31 protein-coding genes are annotated in these 21,355 nt (G+C 41.1%); 9 read left to right on the plus strand and 22 right to left on the minus strand.

Going from position 1 to position 21,355, the window contains the following annotated elements; all coding sequences use genetic code 11:
* Positions 1 to 12: 12 nt before the first annotated feature.
* The 5 genes from C4H11_RS10630 to C4H11_RS10650 all read right to left on the minus strand — a co-directional run bounded on the left by C4H11_RS10630 (position 13) and on the right by C4H11_RS10650 (position 3,189).
* Complete coding sequence (locus C4H11_RS10630; protein WP_164996534.1) at positions 13 to 1,488, minus strand: SNF2-related protein; 1,476 nt, start codon at positions 1,486 to 1,488, stop codon at positions 13 to 15.
* 157 nt (positions 1,489 to 1,645) lie between these two features.
* On the minus strand, positions 1,646 to 2,230 hold the full coding sequence (locus C4H11_RS10635; protein ID WP_106041886.1) for a hypothetical protein: 585 nt from the start codon (positions 2,228 to 2,230) through the stop codon (positions 1,646 to 1,648).
* Positions 2,231 to 2,239: 9 nt separating this feature from the next.
* Entirely contained in the window at positions 2,240 to 2,479 is a 240-nt protein-coding gene (locus C4H11_RS10640; protein ID WP_106041888.1) for a hypothetical protein, read from the minus strand.
* 43 nt (positions 2,480 to 2,522) lie between these two features.
* Complete coding sequence (locus C4H11_RS10645; protein WP_129588305.1) at positions 2,523 to 2,921, minus strand: hypothetical protein; 399 nt, start codon at positions 2,919 to 2,921, stop codon at positions 2,523 to 2,525.
* Positions 2,922 to 2,964: 43 nt separating this feature from the next.
* Positions 2,965 to 3,189, minus strand: a complete 225-nt coding sequence (locus C4H11_RS10650) for a hypothetical protein (protein ID WP_106041892.1) — start codon at positions 3,187 to 3,189, stop codon at positions 2,965 to 2,967.
* A gap of 215 nt (positions 3,190 to 3,404) precedes the next feature.
* On the opposite strand from C4H11_RS10650, the gene C4H11_RS10655 reads away from it, so the two are divergent.
* The gene (locus C4H11_RS10655) at positions 3,405 to 3,665 is read left to right on the plus strand and encodes a helix-turn-helix domain-containing protein (protein WP_106041894.1); all 261 of its coding nucleotides are present in this window, start codon (positions 3,405 to 3,407) and stop codon (positions 3,663 to 3,665) included.
* A complete protein-coding gene (locus C4H11_RS10660) occupies positions 3,658 to 4,071 on the plus strand; it encodes a GIY-YIG nuclease family protein (protein ID WP_106041896.1) in 414 nt (137 codons plus the stop codon). The genes C4H11_RS10655 and C4H11_RS10660 overlap by 8 nt, the downstream gene beginning before the upstream one ends.
* Before the next feature lie 114 nt (positions 4,072 to 4,185).
* Here C4H11_RS10660 and C4H11_RS10665 read toward each other — a convergent pair whose 3' ends face one another.
* Positions 4,186 to 4,665 carry a VRR-NUC domain-containing protein gene (locus tag C4H11_RS10665; RefSeq protein WP_234819820.1) on the minus strand — a complete coding sequence of 160 codons (480 nt, stop codon included), beginning with the start codon at positions 4,663 to 4,665 and terminating at the stop codon, positions 4,186 to 4,188.
* 172 nt (positions 4,666 to 4,837) lie between these two features.
* Between C4H11_RS10665 and C4H11_RS10670 the strand changes: the two genes are divergently transcribed.
* Entirely contained in the window at positions 4,838 to 4,954 is a 117-nt protein-coding gene (locus C4H11_RS10670; RefSeq protein ID WP_234819929.1) for a hypothetical protein, read from the plus strand.
* An 88-nt stretch (positions 4,955 to 5,042) separates the two neighbouring features.
* On the opposite strand, the gene C4H11_RS10675 is transcribed toward C4H11_RS10670, so the two are convergent.
* From C4H11_RS10675 to C4H11_RS10745, 16 genes are all read right to left on the minus strand, one after another.
* Positions 5,043 to 5,240: a hypothetical protein gene (locus tag C4H11_RS10675; RefSeq protein WP_106041902.1), complete on the minus strand. Its 198-nt coding sequence runs from the start codon at positions 5,238 to 5,240 to the stop codon at positions 5,043 to 5,045.
* Between the two features lie 10 nt (positions 5,241 to 5,250).
* Positions 5,251 to 5,682 carry a hypothetical protein gene (locus C4H11_RS10680; RefSeq protein WP_106041904.1) on the minus strand — a complete coding sequence of 144 codons (432 nt, stop codon included), beginning with the start codon at positions 5,680 to 5,682 and terminating at the stop codon, positions 5,251 to 5,253.
* A 334-nt stretch (positions 5,683 to 6,016) separates the two neighbouring features.
* Entirely contained in the window at positions 6,017 to 6,277 is a 261-nt protein-coding gene (locus C4H11_RS10685) for a hypothetical protein (protein ID WP_106041906.1), read from the minus strand.
* Between the two features lie 3 nt (positions 6,278 to 6,280).
* Positions 6,281 to 6,514 carry a hypothetical protein gene (locus C4H11_RS10690; RefSeq protein WP_106041908.1) on the minus strand — a complete coding sequence of 78 codons (234 nt, stop codon included), beginning with the start codon at positions 6,512 to 6,514 and terminating at the stop codon, positions 6,281 to 6,283.
* 16 nt (positions 6,515 to 6,530) lie between these two features.
* Positions 6,531 to 7,427 carry a phosphoadenosine phosphosulfate reductase family protein gene (locus tag C4H11_RS10695; protein WP_106041910.1) on the minus strand — a complete coding sequence of 299 codons (897 nt, stop codon included), beginning with the start codon at positions 7,425 to 7,427 and terminating at the stop codon, positions 6,531 to 6,533.
* A gap of 103 nt (positions 7,428 to 7,530) precedes the next feature.
* Entirely contained in the window at positions 7,531 to 10,131 is a 2,601-nt protein-coding gene (locus C4H11_RS10700) for a DNA methyltransferase (RefSeq protein WP_205729968.1), read from the minus strand.
* Positions 10,132 to 10,133: 2 nt separating this feature from the next.
* The gene (locus C4H11_RS10705) at positions 10,134 to 11,798 is read right to left on the minus strand and encodes a DEAD/DEAH box helicase (protein ID WP_106041912.1); all 1,665 of its coding nucleotides are present in this window, start codon (positions 11,796 to 11,798) and stop codon (positions 10,134 to 10,136) included.
* Between the two features lie 51 nt (positions 11,799 to 11,849).
* Positions 11,850 to 12,440, minus strand: coding sequence for a hypothetical protein (locus C4H11_RS10710; RefSeq protein ID WP_106041914.1), 591 nt, complete (start codon positions 12,438 to 12,440; stop codon positions 11,850 to 11,852).
* Between the two features lie 8 nt (positions 12,441 to 12,448).
* The gene (locus C4H11_RS10715) at positions 12,449 to 12,628 is read right to left on the minus strand and encodes a hypothetical protein (RefSeq protein ID WP_106041916.1); all 180 of its coding nucleotides are present in this window, start codon (positions 12,626 to 12,628) and stop codon (positions 12,449 to 12,451) included.
* Position 12,629: 1 nt separating this feature from the next.
* Complete coding sequence (locus C4H11_RS10720; RefSeq protein WP_106041918.1) at positions 12,630 to 13,046, minus strand: hypothetical protein; 417 nt, start codon at positions 13,044 to 13,046, stop codon at positions 12,630 to 12,632.
* Positions 13,047 to 13,067: 21 nt separating this feature from the next.
* Positions 13,068 to 13,727 carry a PD-(D/E)XK nuclease-like domain-containing protein gene (locus tag C4H11_RS10725; protein ID WP_106041920.1) on the minus strand — a complete coding sequence of 220 codons (660 nt, stop codon included), beginning with the start codon at positions 13,725 to 13,727 and terminating at the stop codon, positions 13,068 to 13,070.
* A gap of 1 nt (position 13,728) precedes the next feature.
* Positions 13,729 to 14,928 (minus strand): hypothetical protein, encoded by a 1,200-nt coding sequence (locus tag C4H11_RS10730; RefSeq protein ID WP_106041922.1) that lies wholly within the window; start codon positions 14,926 to 14,928, stop codon positions 13,729 to 13,731.
* Positions 14,929 to 14,949: 21 nt separating this feature from the next.
* Positions 14,950 to 15,927: a recombinase RecT gene (locus tag C4H11_RS10735; RefSeq protein ID WP_106041924.1), complete on the minus strand. Its 978-nt coding sequence runs from the start codon at positions 15,925 to 15,927 to the stop codon at positions 14,950 to 14,952.
* Complete coding sequence (locus C4H11_RS14210; protein ID WP_164996535.1) at positions 15,920 to 16,096, minus strand: hypothetical protein; 177 nt, start codon at positions 16,094 to 16,096, stop codon at positions 15,920 to 15,922. Before C4H11_RS14210 ends, C4H11_RS10735 begins: the two co-directional genes overlap by 8 nt.
* Position 16,097: 1 nt before the next feature.
* Complete coding sequence (locus C4H11_RS10740) at positions 16,098 to 16,391, minus strand: hypothetical protein (protein WP_106041926.1); 294 nt, start codon at positions 16,389 to 16,391, stop codon at positions 16,098 to 16,100.
* A gap of 99 nt (positions 16,392 to 16,490) precedes the next feature.
* Positions 16,491 to 16,937 (minus strand): helix-turn-helix domain-containing protein, encoded by a 447-nt coding sequence (locus C4H11_RS10745; RefSeq protein WP_234819821.1) that lies wholly within the window; start codon positions 16,935 to 16,937, stop codon positions 16,491 to 16,493.
* Positions 16,938 to 17,036: 99 nt separating this feature from the next.
* On the opposite strand from C4H11_RS10745, the gene C4H11_RS14090 reads away from it, so the two are divergent.
* From C4H11_RS14090 to purB, 6 genes are all read left to right on the plus strand, one after another.
* Positions 17,037 to 17,216, plus strand: coding sequence for a hypothetical protein (locus C4H11_RS14090; protein WP_129588306.1), 180 nt, complete (start codon positions 17,037 to 17,039; stop codon positions 17,214 to 17,216).
* A gap of 308 nt (positions 17,217 to 17,524) precedes the next feature.
* Entirely contained in the window at positions 17,525 to 18,520 is a 996-nt protein-coding gene (locus C4H11_RS10755) for a helix-turn-helix domain-containing protein (RefSeq protein WP_106041932.1), read from the plus strand.
* Between the two features lie 25 nt (positions 18,521 to 18,545).
* Positions 18,546 to 19,151: a hypothetical protein gene (locus tag C4H11_RS10760; RefSeq protein WP_129588307.1), complete on the plus strand. Its 606-nt coding sequence runs from the start codon at positions 18,546 to 18,548 to the stop codon at positions 19,149 to 19,151.
* Between the two features lie 3 nt (positions 19,152 to 19,154).
* On the plus strand, positions 19,155 to 19,475 hold the full coding sequence (locus C4H11_RS10765) for a membrane lipoprotein lipid attachment site-containing protein (protein ID WP_106041935.1): 321 nt from the start codon (positions 19,155 to 19,157) through the stop codon (positions 19,473 to 19,475).
* Positions 19,472 to 19,618, plus strand: a complete 147-nt coding sequence (locus C4H11_RS14215) for a hypothetical protein (protein WP_164996536.1) — start codon at positions 19,472 to 19,474, stop codon at positions 19,616 to 19,618. The genes C4H11_RS10765 and C4H11_RS14215 overlap by 4 nt, the downstream gene beginning before the upstream one ends.
* A gap of 297 nt (positions 19,619 to 19,915) precedes the next feature.
* On the plus strand, positions 19,916 to 21,262 hold the full coding sequence (gene purB / locus C4H11_RS10770) for an adenylosuccinate lyase (protein ID WP_106043348.1): 1,347 nt from the start codon (positions 19,916 to 19,918) through the stop codon (positions 21,260 to 21,262).
* The last annotated feature ends 93 nt before the right edge of the window (positions 21,263 to 21,355 follow it).

Below are 21,355 nucleotides of genomic sequence, written 5' to 3' on the forward strand. Positions count from 1 at the left end.
ATATAGCCATAATCATAAGTTTTCGATATATTTTTTCAATTTTGTTTTGTCATTGATAAGCTTTTTTATTCGATCGGCAATATTTTCCTTTCTTTCAAGACATCTCATTATTCGATGGTCTATCTTGGCGGTTGTTAATATATCCCACACATGTACTTGATTCTTTTGTCCCTTACGATCCAACCTTCCGATACTCTGCTTCCTCTGGAAGTAAGAGAAAGAATTTGAAAAAAATACGACATTATTAGAAGCATATTGTAGCCCATTTAAACCTGTTCCTCCTGACTGCATCGTTGCAATGAAATACTTCTTATCTCCTCGCACGAAAGAGTCTTTTTCGGCATCTCGGGTTTTCGGGTTTCTTCCTGAGAACTCTGCGCAATTTTCTTTGCCGAAGAAGTTGATCAGGGTGTCAACCTCAAAAATGAATTTACAAAAGAACACGGTTTTCTCTTTAAAATTAAGATCTTTCAGTACATCCGTCTTTTCGGTGTGCATCTCAATCTTTTTACCATATGGGCTTATGTAAAATCCCGAAGTAATTTGCTGCATTCTCGTAAATGTTTGGAATATATCAGTGGCTCGTACTGTATCGTTGACAATAAGTTCCAGCAACCGCTCTTTCTCATACTCATATAATGTTTCCTGTTCTAAACTCAATCCGCAATATTGAGTGTGTTCAATCTTAGCACTAAGCTTTAATACGGAGGAATCTATTTGATATGTGTAAGGTTCTATTAGTCCCAGTAAGTGGTCAAGATTCTTATAACCAATAACCTCTGTTCCGCTATACCCACCTATTACCAAATACTTTTCTTCAAACTTCAGCCAGTTAGACACATTAATTATTAAATCGGATAACATTGCATATTGCATGTATAAGTTATGTACATTCTCAGTTACCGGAGTACCTGTCATAACCACTTTATAGCTTGCTCTATCACAAATTATTTTGATACGCTTAGAGCGTTTTGCAAGCGGATTTTTTATCAAATGTGACTCATCGATGATAATCTGGGTTTCGTTGTCTACATATTTCAAGGCTTCAAATATAGCCTTCTTGCTACTTCCCATTGTCTCATGCCCAATAAGTTTCCAATCAAGTCCAGGACAAGTATTCCATAAGTCTATTTGTTCCTTAAAGTTCCCCTTTGTTGCAACAGGGAGAAACACGAGCACCTTTTTAATTTGCCCAGCATAATATCTGCTGGCGCATAGATCGATGACAATTTTCGACTTCATAGTTCCAATGTCGCCGTTTAATGCTGACACCTTCATAGAACACAGGAACCGGAGGGCATCTACCTGATGCTTCTCACTACGTTCGTCATAAAACGGAGCAATATCATCTTTTAGGCGTTCAAGCAATGGTACTTTCTTTCGCTTAAGTTCGCAATAGTTAATTATTTCATGGAATTGTTTATAAATTCCCTTTTTAATTAATTCTGCTTTTTGAACATCGTACAGGTCTCTGCTCCGATAATTCATAACTTGGACGCAAGGGGTTATACGGTCGTTTACAATCTCAAACCATGTTGAGACCTTGATGTCCTTGGTGTTTGGGTAAAAAGGAAAGTAGAGCCTTTCTACTCCACTTTTCCCTGCTTTATATAACCTCGAATAACGTATTCGAGAATTAATATATTCAAGAGCGCTGTGCATCTTCTAACTCTTTTTTGAGTTCTGCCAATACCGTGTTATGTTTATCAATATCAGCTTGAATCTCTTCGGGTTTCCTTTTTTTATTGGGGTATTTAACTTCACACCACCCAGCCTCAATAGCTGCTTTTACATCGCTCATTGTAATCGAAGGACAAGGAACCCCTTTTATAATAAAGGTTGCATTACGTACCTCTGTACGCCAATTCTTTGTAGATCCTCCTGAACCGTATTCTCCTGATATAAAAACAATATCTTCTCCTAATTTAGCGCCAGAATTACGACCATGGGCATAAGCAATGGTGCGCCCGAAAAGTTTGACGGGAGCACATGCCCCATATCCGGTAAAATCCTTCACGATCAAATCGCATTCTTCGTATGGGGATTCCCCGGTAGTTCCAAAGCAAGACAACATCAATTCACGCACGTAGTCTATGATTGTATCATCAAACCACCATGCGCCATCCTCCCATTTCCCCCTAAGATTACGGGAGCGTGTTACAAACTCTTCATTGTATGGTGTTTCAACCTTAATTTTGTCTTCTATAATAGAAAGTCTGATTTTATTCATAATTTAATATTATTTTTTATTGAACCATTTTACTTTTTTATGAGAGTACTGCAACTTACAATCCTCTTTTTCAAGAATAAATGCCGCAATCCAGTATGCAGAGGTTTTCTGCACTTCGTCGTCTCTTCCAAACACCATCGATTTGGGTATGATGGCGCTCGAACCGTCAAAGGCTGTGGCCTTATAAGCTTTCGGCGAAATGCTTTTCAAATCCGCCAATCTTACGGAGTAGGCTTTTATTTTTTTCATGTTATTTGCCCGTTATGCCGGTAGTACAGCGTTATATGTTTTTCTATTCGACAATTCTATACAAAACCACCCTGTCAACATCTGAACAAGTAAACATTTTATTGCCTAATTCTTGATGCAGATTGATGTATGTACACCTGCCTTCATTTGCTAAAATAGTCAAGCAGTTTTCTTTGTCTGATATCTGTTTATCAGACATATAGCTTTCCCAGTATTCTTGCTGGGTTTTAAATCCATCAAACCCTGTTCTTCCGGCTAAATCCCACAAGGAAACCAGTTCGCCTACGGTGAAATCATCCACAACGTCTTGGCCGGCATAGCCAAAGTATATCGTTTGTATTCTCTTCCCGATAATATCTGGGAAATCGGATATTGACAACTCTCTAAGTTCGCCATTTCTTGCGGCAAGTCTCATATCGTTCAAAAAGTTTTCTGTTTCCATAATCATATTTTTTGTGGGCGACGGTTAGTCGCCCGTTACCTTGTCACTCACCCATACACTCTTTAACGGCATACTGCTCTTTGAGTAAGCACTGAACAGAATGCCCACCTATGCTAATGAAGTAGTCGACTATCATGTGCCACCTTTTTCTGAAGCATCCGCTTCCTTTCACGTTAGCGATGAAGCTGTCAACTGTTGCGTAGCAAGTATTTGCGCCGCTGTACTTGCAAATCTCTTCACCCGTGTACTTATTGATGATTGTAATCATAATTTATAGTATTTATTATTGTTTTTCTTTTGTTTGATGCAAATATATAGATTTATCTAAACATCGACTAATAAAAGTATAGCTTTAACAAAACATTAACATTTTATGAGGATTTAGGTAAAACAATATAAATTCTAAATAATGTTTAGATATGATGTAAATTAACTACAAAATTGTTGTAACTTTGCATATAGTTATAACTAAACATACTATATATGGATATAAAAACGGTAATAAAAGCACGTGGTTATACTATTGAGCGTATAGCCAATGAATGGGAGAGTAAGAACGGGAAACCCATAACTAAGGGGGCATTGTCGCAATCCATCAATAAAAACCCAACAGTCGAAACACTCCAAAGGATAGCGAATGTTATTGGATGCAATGTTGGTGATTTTTTCGCTGATGAGTTAGAGAATACCATAATTTGCCCTAATTGCGGTACAAAACTAAAAATCACAAAAGAAGATGATTAACTACGATAAATTAGAGAAGGTCGGTGAATACCGAAATGGTGAACTTAATATTTGGTTTAAGCCTGTATATGGTAAAGATGAAGGCATTGTGTATCTCCTTCGTTTTGGGAATGACTACTATATTGGCTCTTCATCAAATTTAAAGAAAAGGATATACTCACATATACAGTCTTTGCGAAGCGGCAAACACAGTTCACCTTTAGTTCAAAGTACATTCAATAATACTACATCGTTTGAAGTATATTTATTAATGAGAACCTATAATCGGATACAGAACATGCAAATGGCGGAACAAGGCTTCATTTTATTACTTAACCCTTCACTGAATGGAACTTTACCAAAAGGTTCAAAAAATCCATTTATAGAATTTATATGGAAATCGAAAGGACAAGACTACGCCCCATAAGCCGATGCTCTCGAAGTAGAAATACCGGACTTGTTTCAGGTTCCCGACTCGATTGTTTGCCCCAACTGTGGCAAAAGGTTTAAGATGGTGGATTAAACTAAAGGAGTATATAGGCTATTCTATATACTCCTTTACTTCTCTCAACGCTTGCTCAACACTTCGCACTACAACATACTTACTACCGCATTTCTCCGCTTGAAATTGGAACTCTTTCTGTTCGTCGGATTGTTTGCCTGTCTTTGTCTTGAATTCGATGCATAGCGAAGCAAACCCTTTCTTCGGCACAAGCAGAATAATATCTGCAACTCCTGCCGTCACTCCTTGACGTTTCATATTCGCGGCCTCTATTTTATTCCGGCTGCCACCATTAGGTACCGCAAAAAGTAGTTTTCTGGGGAGTTTCGGGAATATGGTAAACACTTTATTGAAGAACTCGCTTTGCATATCGGCTTCTTCATGCTTCACAGCTTTCTTCTTCCTTGATGGGTTGCGCATTTCGGCATAACAGTTATAACACATGAATCCTGAATTAGAATTGATAACGGAAACTGTTTCACGGCCGCATACAATGCAAATCTCTTTGGAATGTCTCATTATTTAGATATTTAATTAAAAACTACATTCATACAAGACAAAATGTCATATTCAATTTATTAGTACCGTTTTTGTAATTTCAATATTGATATTCTTAGTATTAATATTAATTTTTATTGTTATGGATTTAAAGGCAGGAGATGTAGTGATCTTAAAATCAGGAGGACCCAAAATGACAATTCAAAACATCGGCGAGTACACATCTGGAGTTAAAGCTTATTGTACTTGGTTTGTATCAGGGGAATTAAAAGAGGGCTATTTTTCATTAGAATCATTAGTGAAGATTTAGTGATGTGTTTAAGGGGGGCTCTCCTTTGTGGAAGTGCCTCCTTTTCATATTATTCCAAATCTTTAACATATTCTTCCCGCATATCTCCCTATTCAAGCATAGCTTCGATGCACCGCCCCATCAGCCGGGAGTATGGTTCTTCGCTGTTTGGGTTTATCTCGAAAGGCGTTATCACTTCGTTGCCTTGAAATGTTAGGCGCTCTTTCATTTTCGAGGCGTACTCTTTCGCATCTTCCAAAGGCCTGCCAGTGATGGGCAGGCTTAGGTATAGTTTCTTTTTACTCATTTCTGTATTGTTATACTCCAATTATCTCATCATTGATGCGAAATATGCTATCACTCACAAAATCGTATATCTTATACATAAGTTCCGGTTCTTCCTTTTTCGGAGAATAAACCATCACCCTCTTACCTGCACCTTTCATCCAGCCAGCTTCTGTGTTAGCAGAGCGACCACAAGGAAGAACCATAACGCAGACATCAGCCCACTGCATACCGTTGAAATCTGAATCAAAACCTTTCTGTGCAGTTGGGTGATTAAGTGCTTCTATATATTGCTCCGTTGTCCAATTCTGCCAATCAGGATCTATATCAGACCATTGGAATCCACCATTACCATGAGGAGGATTCTTAAAATCGTAAACCTCATGTCCTAAATCACGGAGAATAGCTACAACGTCCTGTTGAAATACATTTCTCCAACTACTTGCTACATAAATCTTTGCCATAATATTCTTTTTATAATTTTACTTTTGTATTTTTGTCACAGCATTTGGACTATGGAAGGGAGCGCCTAACAAACGCTCTGTGGGTTCAAATCCCTGCCAAGTGTTAGGTGATTTTGCCGGCATAACCATTAAAAACTTAAAGAGTCATGATTACATTTATATTATCATATATAATCTTACCGATTATAATAAATGTTATATCCGACTGGATATATGACTCTATCAAAGAGAAAATGCGTTATCAAAATGCAGTGTCGCCGACACAAGAAGCTGCCTCCGGGCGGCTTCTTCCGTTTTAGTATTTTCATTTGATTCATACTTTTTCTGTTCTGAATTAAATACAATTAGTTCTATATGTGTATTCATCAATCATATCTTCACCGATAAGCTCAGGAAGCTCAAAGAATCTTGCAGCCGGGCAAACATGGGCTTCAATTTCTATACAAAGACCGTCACTCGGCATGTAGGAACAATATACGTTATCGTTCCAATTTATATGTTTTTGCGCTTCTTTAGCTACTATATCGCAAGCTGATAAGTATTCAGCGTATTTACAGTTTGCTCTTTTTATTTTCTTAAATAAGGTATTGTTCATTCTTTACAGCTCTTTTAATTCATCTTCTTTTTCCGTGATGGCCGCATCTACGGCTTCAACGAATTTTTGCCGCAGAATGTCCGGCATTACCAAACCGTCACTATCCCATCTCTTAGTGTCAGGCGAAAGAAAGCTCCACCAATGAGAGGATTCTTTTTCAGTTGCATTTTTGATGTTGTGTAACCATTCTATTTCGGCCAGTATCTGTCTGGCTCTTTCTGCTTTTTTCTTTTCCATATATTCGTTCTTTAAGTTATTCACACAATCCATGATACAAGCTCATACAACTATACCCTCCCTCCGGCTCAAACATATCGTCCATTCCGGCATCGTTACGATTAACATAGGCGAATACTTCTTGAACAGTCGGGTAAACCCTGTTCGCGCAGAAGCGTTTCGGGATATAAGTTGGCGGGAAGAAGGAACTGCCTTTCGGTGTTTCATCCCGCATGCGCTTCTCGGCGGCAATCAGTCGGTTTCTCCCGTAATCATCTTGCGAGATTAGCTTAACCTCCTGCTTTCGACACATGATACATGGGTAGCACCCTACCCGTGAAAATCCACGCTCATAAAGAGGATTAGGGCGCTGCCCGGCTGCAAGGATGTAATCTATAACCTCTTGTGCCGTCCATCGGAATATGGGGCGCAATACGCTTGCATCGTGCTTGTTGCACCAGTCTATCACATCCTTTCGGCGATAAGACTGTTTCCATTTCTGCTTACCCTTTTTGTCCGTAATCCACTCGAAGTACTCCCCAAAGTAATTACACTCATACGGCATCTCTGCTCTTGATGCGCTCTCTTTCGCCCTGATTCCTTGTATTATCAGGCAACTGTCATCAAGAGAGAGTATATAATCTATCATCGGGATAATCTTTAATTCGGACGTGCAGAATCGTCTTGTTGACGAGGGAAAACGGGAACGCTTCACCGCCATGTCAACGAAATCGGAATACCTGCCGCTTCTAAGCACCCGAAGCGGAACACCGAGATGGTTGCATACGTCATGTATATGTGTATAGGTATCCGGATGTTCCCACCCGGTATCACAGAATACGGCTTCTATCTTATCGGTTCCGTATTGCTTGGCGGCTTGGATTAGGCAGGCTTGTGAATCTTTTCCACCAGAAAAACTTACTATTATTTTCATTTTTACTTATTTATCATCCAATTCGCCACCTCATAGATTACACTACACATAATGATGTAGAACAACACGATGTAGAGGGTTGTGAGGAATAGTTTTAATGTTTTCATACGGTTTCATCTATTAGGTCGAACAAGGATGGTAGGTCTACTTTTTCATCAGCAGCCTTGCAGTATGTGGCACCGTCCAAGAAATAAGCAGGGTTGAGTTCCACAGCCAATCCCTTGCGTCCTTTCTGTATCGCACGATAGGGAACCGTCATAAGTCCTCCGAATGGGTCAAGAACAGTATCTCCGGGATTACTCATCTGCTCAATAACACGGTCGACGATATCGAATTGCAACGGGCAAAGATGCATCTCTTTCCCTTTGCTCCATTGTGAGCCATTTAGCGTCCGCATACGAGTTACATCCGTCCATACTTCATCGTTCCAGCTTTGCGGTTGCAGAAGCATGAATCCGGAAGGGAGCTTGCCTTTAAGTTCCAGCGTTTCAGCTATCTTCACGATATACTCAAAATCCCAAACCTCGTTTAATGAATACTTCTTGAATGTCTGAAAGATTTGCTTTGCATCCATCGACGCAAGCTCTTCGGGTGTTATCCCACGATTACCGGAGCTACGTGTAAATCCGGCTGCATCAAGTTGCCAGCGTGCGCGGGAATATCCGTCTTTATTATTCCACTCTTCTCTATCAGGAAGCCACTCTTTTTTGTCTTTCACTACAGGAGTGTCGGCATAAGCGTTCATTCGGTCTGTTTGAGGCTTACGGAACAACATGAGATATTCCGGCATACCTACTCCCATCTTTGTGCCATCCTTGCATTGTTCAGTCCACCCGAGACGGTAAGTTTGGTTATTCTCTCTGACTACATCGGTAACGATTGTTTTCATACCCATGTAGGCAAACCCGTGCTTAACAAAGTGATGATGAACATCCATGTGGAAAGGATAAACTGTTTGACACCCCATACCGGACAATCCCATAGGAACGATGCGGTCTTTCACATGTATAACTGCAATGCGACCCGGTTGTAATACCCGATATAAATTCGGGGTAAGGTAATCCATCTGCTTAAAGAACTCATCGTTGCTATCCGAGTGCCCGAAATCCGCGTAATTCGGCGAATACTCATACTGCGTGGCAAATGGGATAGATGTACATATAAGCCCTACCGAATTATCCGGATAGCGTGTACTATTTGCCATCTCTGGCACATTGTCGTTATTTACTATGGTAAAGTCTTTGCCTTTAATCTCTACACGCTCAACGCCCATTTTACGGGCAAGGTGTTGTGCCATTTCTGCGTGTGATAATCCGTATTTTCTTATTATCTCTGTCATTTTTTTTATCAGCTTATTGTGATTTTCCCATTTCGTTTCAAGCGATTTGCGGACGTTGCGTTCCGATTCCGTATAGATAAGGTCGATGCGTACCGTTTTAGTTTGCAGGAATCGTTGTATGCGGTGAATGGACTGTATAAAGTCGTTGAACTTATATCCTATTCCGAGATATATCGCCCAGCTGCAATATCGTTGGAAATTACAGCCTGAACCGGCGATAACCGGCTTTGCCGCAAGCTCCTGAGTGCGTCCGTATGAGAAGTCGAGTATATTCCTTTCCCGCTTCTCGTAATCTTGTGATCCGTATATTGACTTTATAGTCGGTATTGCTTTCTCTATTGCGTGCCTCTCAGCTTCTAAGTCATGCCAGATGATACGGTGTGCTTCCGGATTCTCCGCGCGCAATTCAAGCATCTTTTCGATTCTCGCTGGCAGGCTTTCCCGTTTCTCTTTTGCCGACTGTTCAAGTCCGAGAGCTTCTGACCTGAACATGATGTATTGCCCTTTTTTATCTATCTCCGTTTTCGTGTGATCGGATGGTATCTCGTGCCAGCGCAAGTCAAGTTCAGGGAGTATGTACCCTTCATCGTCCTTAGGATTACCCGTAATGTCTGACGGCTTATTAACGAACAATGCCCAAGACGAAATCCATAGCCAAAACTCCTCTTCCTTGTGTGGATGAAGTGTAAGATGGTCCGCATGTGTTGAATCTCTTTTGAAGAATCTCGTTTTTGCCTGTGAAACGTCCATCACTCCCAAGAAATCGGCATAGGCGAGAAGCTCTATGTATTCGTTCGGTGATGGAGTGGCCGTTGCCACGAATCGATACTTTACGCGCTCCACACCTTTCCGGTCTTGCATCGGTCCGGCGTCTCCTGTGAACAGCCGCATAAACTCACGGAATGTCTTTGTTCCGCCAAGCCCACGAAGTACGGATGCTTCGTCAAGGCTGGCTACCTTGAATAGGTTAGGGTCAAGCTTGCCGTCTCTTATGCTTTCATAGTTCGTTAGGTATATACCATTACCGGACATCTCCGACGGTCTGCGGATAAAATTCGGTAGTGTTTCCCATCCGAGTATATTCTTTGCGTCCTCTACGAACTCCTGCTGTACGGAAAGCGGGCAAACGATTAGTCCGCTTCCTGAACCTACGTTTGACAGTGTACATCTTACCGCTTCTAATTGTGTCACGGTCTTGTGAAGTCCGAAAGAAGCAAAACAAGCCCGCTTTCCTCCCTCTACCAACCATTTCACCATCAGCTTGTTATGTGGCTTCAATTTCGGATTAATATCCGCAATATCGATGGGGAAGCCGCTATTCTCCGATAGTCGTATTTTTGACCTTAAGAAATCTTCGTATTCCATAATCACATCTTATCATTGAAAATGTTAGCTACCATATCGACAACATTCTCTTCAATGTCATCGCTCGTTCCGGTAACTGCATTTGCTATATTCTTTTTTGTTTGAATGATTTGATACACTTTCTCGTCGATAGTGTTACGACCGAGGAAGTACCCGCAGTTTACGCTGTCTTTCTGTCCGATACGATGCGCACGGTCTTCGCATTGCTCGCAATCTGCATACGTCCATGGGAATTCTACAAAGCCAACGTTCGATGAGGCTGTGAGCGTCAAGCCAACGCCGGCCGCTTTGATGGAGCAGATGATAATATCCGTATTCGGGTCATTCTGGAAGCTATCGACGGCTCGTTGCTTCTCATCTTGTGTGTCTCTACCCGTGACTGTGACGGCTGTAGGGAAATAACTTTTCAGCTGGTCAACTACTTCATGAAGTGAACAGAAGAGAATAATCTTTTGCCCGGATTCCCGGAAGTCTTCCACGAACTCAATAACCGACCTAACTTTCCCACGAGCCGACACATTGCGTAATATTCCAATCCGTACCATCACCTCGCCTCGTAGAGCTTTAGCAATTTTCTCGTCGTCAGCATTTTTGTACTGCTGTAGGTATCGTATCAGGTCTCTTTCCGCATCTTCATACTCTTTGCGATTCGTTATTTCGCAAGTATATACCTGTCGCACCTTATCGGGTAAATCTTGAAGTACTTTTTGCTTCTCTCTCCGGAACATACAATGCTTCCAGAGGAAAAAGTTTAGTTCTTTCAGATTCGAGGCTTCGCGTTGACCTGCGCAGTATCTTTCTACGAATCGTTTGTAACCTCCGAAATCCTCCATCCTATTAAGGATTGAAATCTGCGGTACAAGGTCTTTGGGCTTATTGACCACCGGAGTACCAGTAAGCTCTATAATATATTCCTTATCTTTACAGATACCTTTGCAAAATTTAGCCTGCTGCGTTGAGGCGGACTTACATTTATGGCTTTCATCGATAATCACCGACTTAAAAAGTTCTATTGAATTACGGAACTCTACATCGCGAAGTGTCCACTTCTCCGCTTTTTTTATTCTCAGAACAAAATACTTTTTCAGCGACTCATAGTTTACTATAAAAACCTGATACAAGCCTGTTTGATAGAAGAAAGTCCATGTGTCGCGAACCTTATCGGAAAGTACCATAGCCTTTTTATCGGTAAATTTATGCCATTCTCGCTCCCAATTGATTTTCAAGGACGATGGGCAAATAACAAGGCATGGGAATGCGTCTGCAAGGTTGATTGTAGCGATTGATTGAAGTGTTTTACCGAGACCCGGCTGGTCGGCATTAATAAATCGCTTCAATTCCAACCCACGTGCGATTCCTTGAAGTTGGTAGGGGTATGGTTGTACTTTTAATCCGTGCGGAATATTGAGTGTCGGTAACTCTGGGATATCATAGGCTATGTCTTCTTCTCGATAGGATGCACTATTAGCTCCTCCCCAATTTACCTTTTCAAACTGTTGTACCTGATAAGCTAATCTTTCGAGTGCTACGCGCTGCGATGCGGGTATTGACCAAACCTTTCGGTCTGCATGATAGCGTTTCCCTTCTATTGTTTTAATGCGGTCAACAATGGAGGGTCTATATCTGAACGATACCTCGTAATAAGAGCCATTAAAAGTTATATCCATTTCCTTTTTGAGATTTGGTTATTGGGGAGCACTAAGGCTCCCCGGTTTGTATTATGCACATTCATCTACCGGAATCAGGTCTTTTTTCTTCCGGCCCCGTTTCTTGGGTTTTTCTTCTAAATTAGCCTCCGCCGGTTCGTCTGTGTCGAAGTCAAGCATTGTTTGCTTGACGCCCCATTTCTCGGAGAATAGATATTCTGATACCTCCCAATCGCAAGCCTGAATATCAAGCGCTAAATCTTCTTTATACTGATATTCGCTATCGTATAGTGGTGTCCAAATACTGAGGTCAAGCGTTCCACCGGATTGAAGGAGTTTTGTTCCGAAGATTATCACTCCATCAATCGCATCTTGGCTGTTGTGTGAATAGCCAACAATCTGGTAGTTGGGGAATGTCTCCGCAAATCCGGGGCTTTTGATGCTTTCTTCATTGATTCGCTCCGCTTCCGGCTGTTCGCATAGCGCTACAAGGTGTACCTTTAGCTTATCAAATGCTTGCCGCAAGTCGTAATGGATAATCTGGTCACAAGATTTGCTTACTCCATTCGTGTAGTTTGATTCTGTAAAACTCTCGTTGAAGTTTACATTCAAGCGGTCTTTCTTAATAATCGCTTTCTTAATGTCATTTCTAACTTTTTCCATACTCTTTTTTATTTTGGTGAATACTCTTTCAGGAAGTGGGAAGTCAGCAGCATAGCCACTGACATGCCAAATATTACGGCTGATGAAATGAGTTCTTTTGTCGTAGGATATAAGCTATCGGCAAGTGATACTGTTACCAATAATCCAAAGCCGGCAACCACGTTTAGGATTAATCTTATTTTCTTCATGTTATCTGTTGTTTTGCGGGACGAATCGTCCCAGTTTCATTTCTTCTTTTGCTTTTGAAATTACGGTAACACACCATGATAGCTGATGCGTTGCCGTCCTGTTTGCACGTTCACACCAATCAACCATATATTGTTCGTCGCGGCATAACGAGTCGACGAGAGCATTTACTGCTTTTGCTGTCGCTTTTGCGTTCTTTGCAGTTTCCCGAAGTGTTTCCATTACCTCATTATTCTTAGCCTCGTTGAGGTGATATTTTGCATCCGCGAGCAGCTTTCCTGTACGTGCCACGTATGCGGCAAGGTCGTTCCCACGTACAACAGCTTCTTCCGGGTTCTCGCTCATGGTTATATTCAGAAAACCGTCTATCTCGTTCAGTTCTGCGAGTATCTGATTTTTCGGTGTGACGTTGAGGTTCATTGCTTTTTCATTTAAAATATATTACACCATTAATTGCCACCACTTAAAAGCAAGGTCTTCGTACTTTTCACGTCCGTTTTTATAAGTGGGATGATTCCGGCCTGTGATGAAGTGTTTGAAAATCTTGCAATTCTTTTTGCTGATAGCATAGATGAAGTCTTGATTGCTACCCGCAATGTCCATATACCAAGCTCGGCTTCTGTCCCAGTCAAAGAAGTCTATCGCTTCATCAAACTCTGCCTGCGAGGATGCAAACGTAGTTTTCAAGTCTCCGCCGAAGCCTAAAGGAGGTAGCCACCAGTCCCACTTGCAGCGAGTGTCGAGATAAAATGAAAAACTTCCGTAATGAAATTCCTGCTGTTTGTTTACCATGAATTTCTGGCAATCAGAATCCTTTAACACCGTTGCGAGGAATTGATCCTTTTCAGCTTCTTTGCGAAGCGCTTTTCTCATCTCTACGCCAAGTTCAAACTCTGCTCGCGTGTACACATAATCATCCACCATCATCTTATCATAGCGTACACGGTCATTCTCCGTTATAAGCGCATCGACAAGTGTACCAAACTTGAAAGCCGCTTCCTTATCCCCGTACTGTTGACGGGGATATAGGAAGTTTTTTAGCTCTGTAAGGTCAGAGTTGCTAACCTCTTTACGCAGATAGTATGAATCAGGATTGCTCATATTACTTTGCTTTTACATCCGCTTCATAACGGATATATTGTGAGTGGATATGGGTCTGGTCTTTACTGTTCGCCTGCTTTTCGCAGTATGTTATCATCTTCTTAAAAACCTTTTCAAGGTCTTCAATAGATAGTGTTTGCCCTTCGTTGAGCCACCACATCTGAAAGACTTCAAGGAATCCTTGTGGGTGAAGTACCACTATCTTTTCTTTTACCTTCGCATTAGTGGGAGGAGCTGATACGGATGCGGCAGCCGCGTCGAACAGGCTTCCCATTGCATCTTGTTGCGTCTTCATTGCGTTGGCTTGCTTTGCGGCTTCCTCCTGCTTTCTTATTTCTTCCATTCGCCGAGCCGCTTCTTCGGCTTCACGTTGTTTGCGTTTAGCTTCCGCCTTTGCCGCTTCTTCCGCATTGCGCTGTCTTAGTTCTTCCAGTTCGGCAAGCTCCTTGCGTTTAGATGGGAGTCTATCTATCATATCTTGTCTAAGAAGTGATAATTCGGATTTCATTTTAGCGGCAAACATTTCGTATTTACCTTGAGATGCCGATTTTCTTATTTCCGTTTTTTCTTCAGTGGAAATATAGAATGTTGAGGTATCAAAAGAGAATTTATCAAAATGTGCTTTGGGGTAATCCGTTTGAAAGACTGTGATACCTATTACGTCTCTGTCGAAGTTGGCAAAGGTCAATCGTGAGAATATACTCTGTAGCTCTTCTACTTTAGATTGTAGATACCTGTTGAAGTAAGATAGAAGTGCATTTTCCACTTCCTGTCGATAGGTTGCTTTTTCGCGCTCCACGGCAGCTCTACGCTCTGCTTCCTTTCGTCTCTTCTGCTCTTCCTCGTACTTCCATTGCGCATACTGATTACGCTTTTCTACTACCTTACCGGGTATCGTGTTTGGATCTTTCGGGTCGATTGCTTTCTCTTGTGATGTAAAGAAAGAGCGGATTTTATCGAATATCTGCGTAAGCGGTGCCCGGCGGTCATTCATATTTTTAACCGTTACGCCAACTTTTTTCAGGTATTCGGATGCCTTTGCATCAAGTTCTTCATTCATGCCTTCTCCCTCGATTGTGTCGAGAATCGCTTGGCCGGCTGCATTACACTTACTCACTGAAGTGCCATTCTTTCCTACTATTTCAGGAAATGAAGAGAATAGTACTTTTACTTCATCTATTTTGATTAAATCTGTTGACATAATATTTTTATTTATAGGTTATTAGAATCCTTCTTCTTCGTCAGCCTTTGACACATTCACAGTTACAGGAGTAGGGGCTTCTAGTTGCTTATCCTCACCGAATGGCGCATTAGGGTCTTCATTCCCAGATGTCACGGACGGTTCATTGACTGTTCTTTCATCCACAACTCCATAGTCAATTACAGGTGGCTCTTCTGTCTCTGTCTCCATAACAGTATAGTTGCCTGTGCGAACTTTGGGGTATGCGTCAAAGGCATGCTTAATCATTTTGTTTTCGAGAAAGCCGGGATCTACCCCTCCTTCTTGGGAAGAATAGAGAGCGTTCGGTTTTCCTTGTACGTATTGTCCGTTCTTGTCGTAATAGGAATTATTTTTTGCCGAGAACTTCATAAGGCGTTCTATGTCACCTTGGAGTAACCATTGGTAATCTTCTGACCCGTCAACGCGTACAATGCGAATGAATGCACCGATAACTTTCGAGGATTTACGTGGTATGGCTGCTTGGTATGTGATTTGTTTAACTCCATTGTTTAGAGAGACGGAGAATATATCTCCTTCGTAAACAACGACTGGATTATCTGCATAACGTATCTGGCCTGCACGCATGCGCATGGTTAATTCTCCGTAGCCGGTTACTGATACGCTGGCGCGATTCTCATACATGTCATATCCTCTGGAATCTTTTTGCCCAGTCTTAACCTTGCGCGGAATAAGATAACAGTGGGGATGGCTGGTATTATCAAGAGACAGCCCATTTACTGCCATATCAAGAAAGCAGCCGTACAGAGACATCTTGCTACACTCTGCGAGTTTAGGATTCTCTCGTAAAACTTTTTGGAAGTTAAATACTTCCTTGTAATAAACTTGTTCTCCCATTTGGGAACCCCAGATAGCATTATACATTTGTATAAACTTCTGCTCTACGTTTTGATTTTCGACAATCTTTGTTGCCGGAAGTGCGTTCAGCTCTTCCACTTTGATTTGAATTTGATTACTCATCTTTTTTGTTCTTTTTAGGTTTATATTCCCAGCCGTTTAGCCGGTACACTTCTTTTCTTGCATCTTCTTCGTCCATGAAGTGGCATTTTTTGATTCCTCTACCGTTACCATCGTCTTGGTATACGTTATAATGTCCCATGAACCTTCTGTAATAGTATTTCCCATTCATATTACATCAGTTGTTTAATAATGTTGTCTGGGATCTTGTTGTGAATATCAAGCATCGCACTTGCAGTTTCGAGCTCCGACCGTTTCACATAGTATTTTCCTCTTTCCTTATTCCTTGCCGGATAGAACTTTATCCAGCCTTTTTCGCGCCACTCTTTGATGAGGCGTTTTCCATATATATGCTCCGCTTGCGAGGTTGTTACCACCTCTTGGAGTAGTCCAAGGCTATTCAATGTCTGAATAGTCCCAATTTTAATTCCTGCACTTACGATGCGCTCTAAGTATCTTTCCATCATATTATTTTAGGCAGTTTCGTTGATTTATATTAGTTGCGAGCTTAATCCATCACTGAAACCTAATCTGCATCTCTATGCCTTGGCGCCTATCGTTAATAATTATTGATTGAAAAGATTGTTATCGCGTGCGTAAACGAAGAACTCTTGCAGTGAGTGGGTGTCTGTCCGCTGTAAGGCGTTCCGTTTGTGCGTAAGAACTGTCTCGGGAGATATACATAGCTGGTCTGCTATATATTCCACATGCATACCTTTATAATAGAAGTGCATGACTTCTATCTCCCTGTCCGACAGTTTACTATTGAATTTGGGTCGGCAGACAATGCCTTCCAGTTTGCATTCTCCCCGAAGAGGGCATTCTACCTCTTCGAAGTGGAAGTTGCCTAACTGATCAATATCAAGCGTGCTATCGAATCTCCCGAAGTTACACTTCAGGAAACGGCAGACAATTCTATATTCAAACTCCGGAATATTAGGACGGCACTTTGCATATTCTTTGGAAAGAGACGCCAATGCGTCAGGCCAGAACTCCCACATTTTTTTAAGCATCTCTGATATGAATGCTCTGTCGTTTTTCGTAAGAATACGACTTCCGCATTCATCGGAGATCATTATTTCTCCGTTCGGAGTGCGATAAAACTCTTTATTATGAAGAGCGTCCATGGCTACATCTTTGGGAAAAGTACTGAAACGTCGGATTTGAGCAGTTTTGCTACCGCTTCTTTCTCCATAGGAGAGGGGTTAGTAATACCGAGTGCCCACCTGCGAACGCTTGATAAAGACTTGCCGGTTATGGCAGCTACTTCTTTGAATAATATTGAACGTTGATTGGCATGCCCCCTGCAGCTTATAAGGGTGGCACAATACTCTGTGAAAGGTAAATTCTCGGAATTTTGTAGAATTCCTTTGGATGAATCTGTTTTTTTAGTCATCTTTGTGTGCGATTAAGTTATCAAATAATGGTTATTTAATCAATCAAGAGGGTGGCAATACCTTGATTGCCGTCGTGGTGCCACCCTCTATCATATTTGCTGTAAAACTCCGGTTGCGAGTCTCGCTCTCGTTATTTCACAGTGCAAATATAGAAGTAAATAGAATTAAATGCAAGTATTTTGAAGTATTTTTTGTGGTAAAATATGAATATTTTTAATAGAATACAGGAATTAGCTGATATTAAAGGGGTTACAATGTATGTGATTTCACAAGATACGGGCATTTCAGAATCTGTTTTTAGTAGATTGAAGAAAAAGAGCAATGCTTCGATAGGGAAAAAGAACTTGTTGATACTTGCAAATTACTTCTGCGTAAACGAACACTGGCTTGCAACAGGAGAGGGTGAGAGGGAAGCTCCTGGTGTTACAAAAGATGTAGTGATACATGATGATGGAGTGTGGGAGAGAATCGAACACTTGTCAATGCGGTTGTTTAGCGAAGATAACACTTTGTCTTCCGTAGATTTTGAAAAGATGAGTCGAGCCGTTAATATACATCCGAAAAGATTGCGAGATATTATTGATGATAAGAAATATCCTACATATACAGAACTGAAAAGCATACTTCAGTCGAAGGATTTGAATATAAACTCCGGTTGGATCATGACTGGCGATGGCAAGGTGTTTAACGATAAGCAAGATTGTCCTATTATAATCGAGACCGAGGAAGAATACAAAAGGGCAATAGAGATGGGGCTGAGAATACTTCCTGAAGTTAGTTTTGAGTTTGCGGGAGGTTCTACTGAACTTATCAATTTAACAGAGAATACCAAAAGATTTTGGTATTTGCCGGATAGCACAGACTGCGACGGAGTAGCAACGATATCGGGCAACTCTATGGCGCCGGCCTATCCGTCGGGATGTCAGGTGGCATTGAAAAAAGTTGGTTTTAATCCGCAATTTCCGCTTGATATACCATTTGGCCAAGTTTTCGGCGTGGTAGTTGAGAACGAGGCTACCGGGTTGTATCATGGACACATCAAAATATTGCGAAAGTATCCTGAACCGGAGAAAGAAAAAGAATACTGGATCGCCCGTTCAATAGATAGAGATAATTATGATGACTTTTATATAAAGATCAGTTCTGTACGGGGATTATGGATTGTGAAGCAACATATTGTTCAAGATGTAATATTATGAGATTATGCTAACCGCTTTTATCGTTATGATTGTAGCCTCTATTGTAATAGGTGTTATTTTTGCAGTTTTGGGGGTGGAGCCTCCTCAAAAAGGTTTATCTAAACAGATGAAATCAACTCGTATACCTTATTATAATGATTCAGGTGTTGATTATAAAGTTGATAACAACAAATATGTATTGTTGTCGGCAAAAGAATTGGAAAAATATAAATATCTACTTAGCCCGGAATTATTTGCAGATATGCTTCTTGCTAAAGATGGGGAAAAAGTGCGGGTGTTAAAATCTGAAATAGATAGGATGGAAAAAGAGCTAAAGAACGATGTAAGTTTTGGTCAGTCATTTCAATCCTCATTAGATGGTAGAAACAAAGCTACCGCTTTAGAAAAGTCTGGAGACTTATACGCCGCTATATCAGCATACGAGGAATGTGTTCAGGAGGGTAAGAGCAATTCCAGCCTAACCATCTACAACTATGCACATGATGTTGACAGGCTGGCTATATTGTACAGAAAGACAAAGCAAAAGGATAAAGAAATCACACTTTTAACCGATATGATAAAACTAAATCCAAAATTCAATGGAATAGATAAATGGAAAGAACGATTAAATAGACTAATCAATAAAAAGTAAAACATGAAAAAGATTTTATTCCTTATTTTGGCGATTCTTCCGCTTGTGTTAACATCTTGCAGCAAAGATGATGACAGTTCTAATGAAACGCTTAATGGCACTACATGGATCTCTCCAGATGATGGAGATGGTGAACGTACTATCATTTTCGGTGATGGAACATTCCGTTTTACACTAATATATAAAAGTAAAACGGAAATAAACAAAAAGGGTACTTATGTATATTCCAAACCGAATGTCACACTCTCAGACGGAACGAAAGGTATAGTGGTGGGTAGCACTATGACACTTGGCGAGGATGCGATTGAATATAAGAAGCAATGACCGACAAAGACAAACTAATCGAATCTCTCCGCCGTCAACTTCAGAAAGAGATGAAGAAGGTAAGCGCATTAGAGCAAGAAAATGCTCTTTTGTGTCATGAGATTGAGCGAATGAAGGCTGCTAAAAGCGCAAGAAAATTATAACTATCTTATAACTCGACCAGCTCGCAGCTATATCTCACTGTAAGACAATGTAATATAAATCTTTGGGAAGTGCCTTACAAGCAGAGGGTCGGCGGTTCGAATCCGTCAACGCCCACAAAGCCTAAAAGGTTGAAAATCTACAGTTTATATTAGTTGCGAGCTGGTGCGATTGCGTACCGGCTCGTTCTTTTTTTGTTTATGCGGGAATGATTTCTAAATTCTTCTTTCTTTATGGCTTATTACTCAGAAAAAAGCAGTAATTTTGCATCCCGATAATTATCATCATAAATGCGACGTATGAAACTTGATTTACTTACCGCAATCTCCCCGATTGACGGTCGATACAGGGGTAAAACAGATGTTTTGGCCACTTATTTCTCTGAATTTGCTTTGATAAAATACCGTGTACAAGTTGAAGTGGAATATTTCATTGCACTGTGTGAACTCCCTTTGCCACAATTGAAAGATGTGAATAAAGGCATATTCGAGACTTTGAGAAATATTTATCGCGATTTTTCCGAAGCAGATGCCAAACGCATTAAGTCTATTGAGGAAGTGACCAATCACGATGTGAAAGCTGTGGAGTACTTCTTGAAAGAAGAGTTTGACAAGCTGGGAGGAATGGATGGCTACAAGGAGTTTATTCATTTTGGTCTCACGTCACAAGATATTAACAATACATCCATTCCTTTGTCGATAAAGGAGGCTTTGGAGCAGGCTTACTATCCTTTGATTGAAGAATTGATAGCGCAGCTTCGCACTTATGCAGAAGAGTGGGCGTCTATCCCGATGCTTGCCAAAACGCATGGTCAACCGGCTTCTCCCACTCGCTTGGGAAAGGAAGTAATGGTTTTTGTCTATCGTTTGGAACGTCAGTTGGCTATGTTGAAAGCTTGCCCGATGACGGCAAAGTTTGGCGGAGCTACAGGCAATTACAATGCTCACCATGTGGCTTATCCCGAATATGATTGGAAGGCTTTCGGCAACAAGTTTGTTTCCGAGAGTCTTGGCTTGGAGCGTGAGGAATATACCACTCAGATATCCAACTATGATAATCTGTCTTCCATTTTTGATGCTATGAAGCGCATTAATACAGTGATGATTGACATGAACCGCGACTTTTGGCAGTATATTTCCATGGAGTATTTTAAGCAGAAGATCAAAGCAGGTGAAGTGGGCTCCAGTGCAATGCCGCATAAAGTGAATCCTATTGATTTTGAAAATGCAGAAGGGAACCTGGGCATGGCCAATGCTATTTTCGAGCATTTGGCAGTGAAGTTGCCGGTGTCTCGTTTACAGCGCGATTTGACGGACTCTACCGTGCTTCGTAACGTGGGTACGCCTTTCGGACATGTGCTCATTGCTATACAAAGCTCGTTGAAAGGCTTGCGTAAGCTGTTGTTGAACGAACCGGCTATTCATCGTGATTTGGAAAGTTGCTGGAGTGTGGTGGCCGAAGCCATTCAGACAATTCTGCGTCGCGAAGCTTATCCGCATCCTTATGAAGCCTTAAAGGCTTTGACGCGTACCAATCAAGCTATTACAGAAGCTTCGATAAAGGAATTTATAGAAGGACTGAATGTTAGTGAAGAAGTAAAGAAAGAGTTGCGCGTTATCACTCCCCATACGTATACGGGAATTTAAAACAAGTAATACTGAAGAATATTCTTGCTCCTGTGTATATTGGTAAATACAATTTATTTTTGATATATATCATAGAGAGAATGAATGGCCGTG

Source organism: Bacteroides zoogleoformans (assembly GCF_002998435.1).
Classification (GTDB): domain Bacteria; phylum Bacteroidota; class Bacteroidia; order Bacteroidales; family Bacteroidaceae; genus Bacteroides; species Bacteroides zoogleoformans.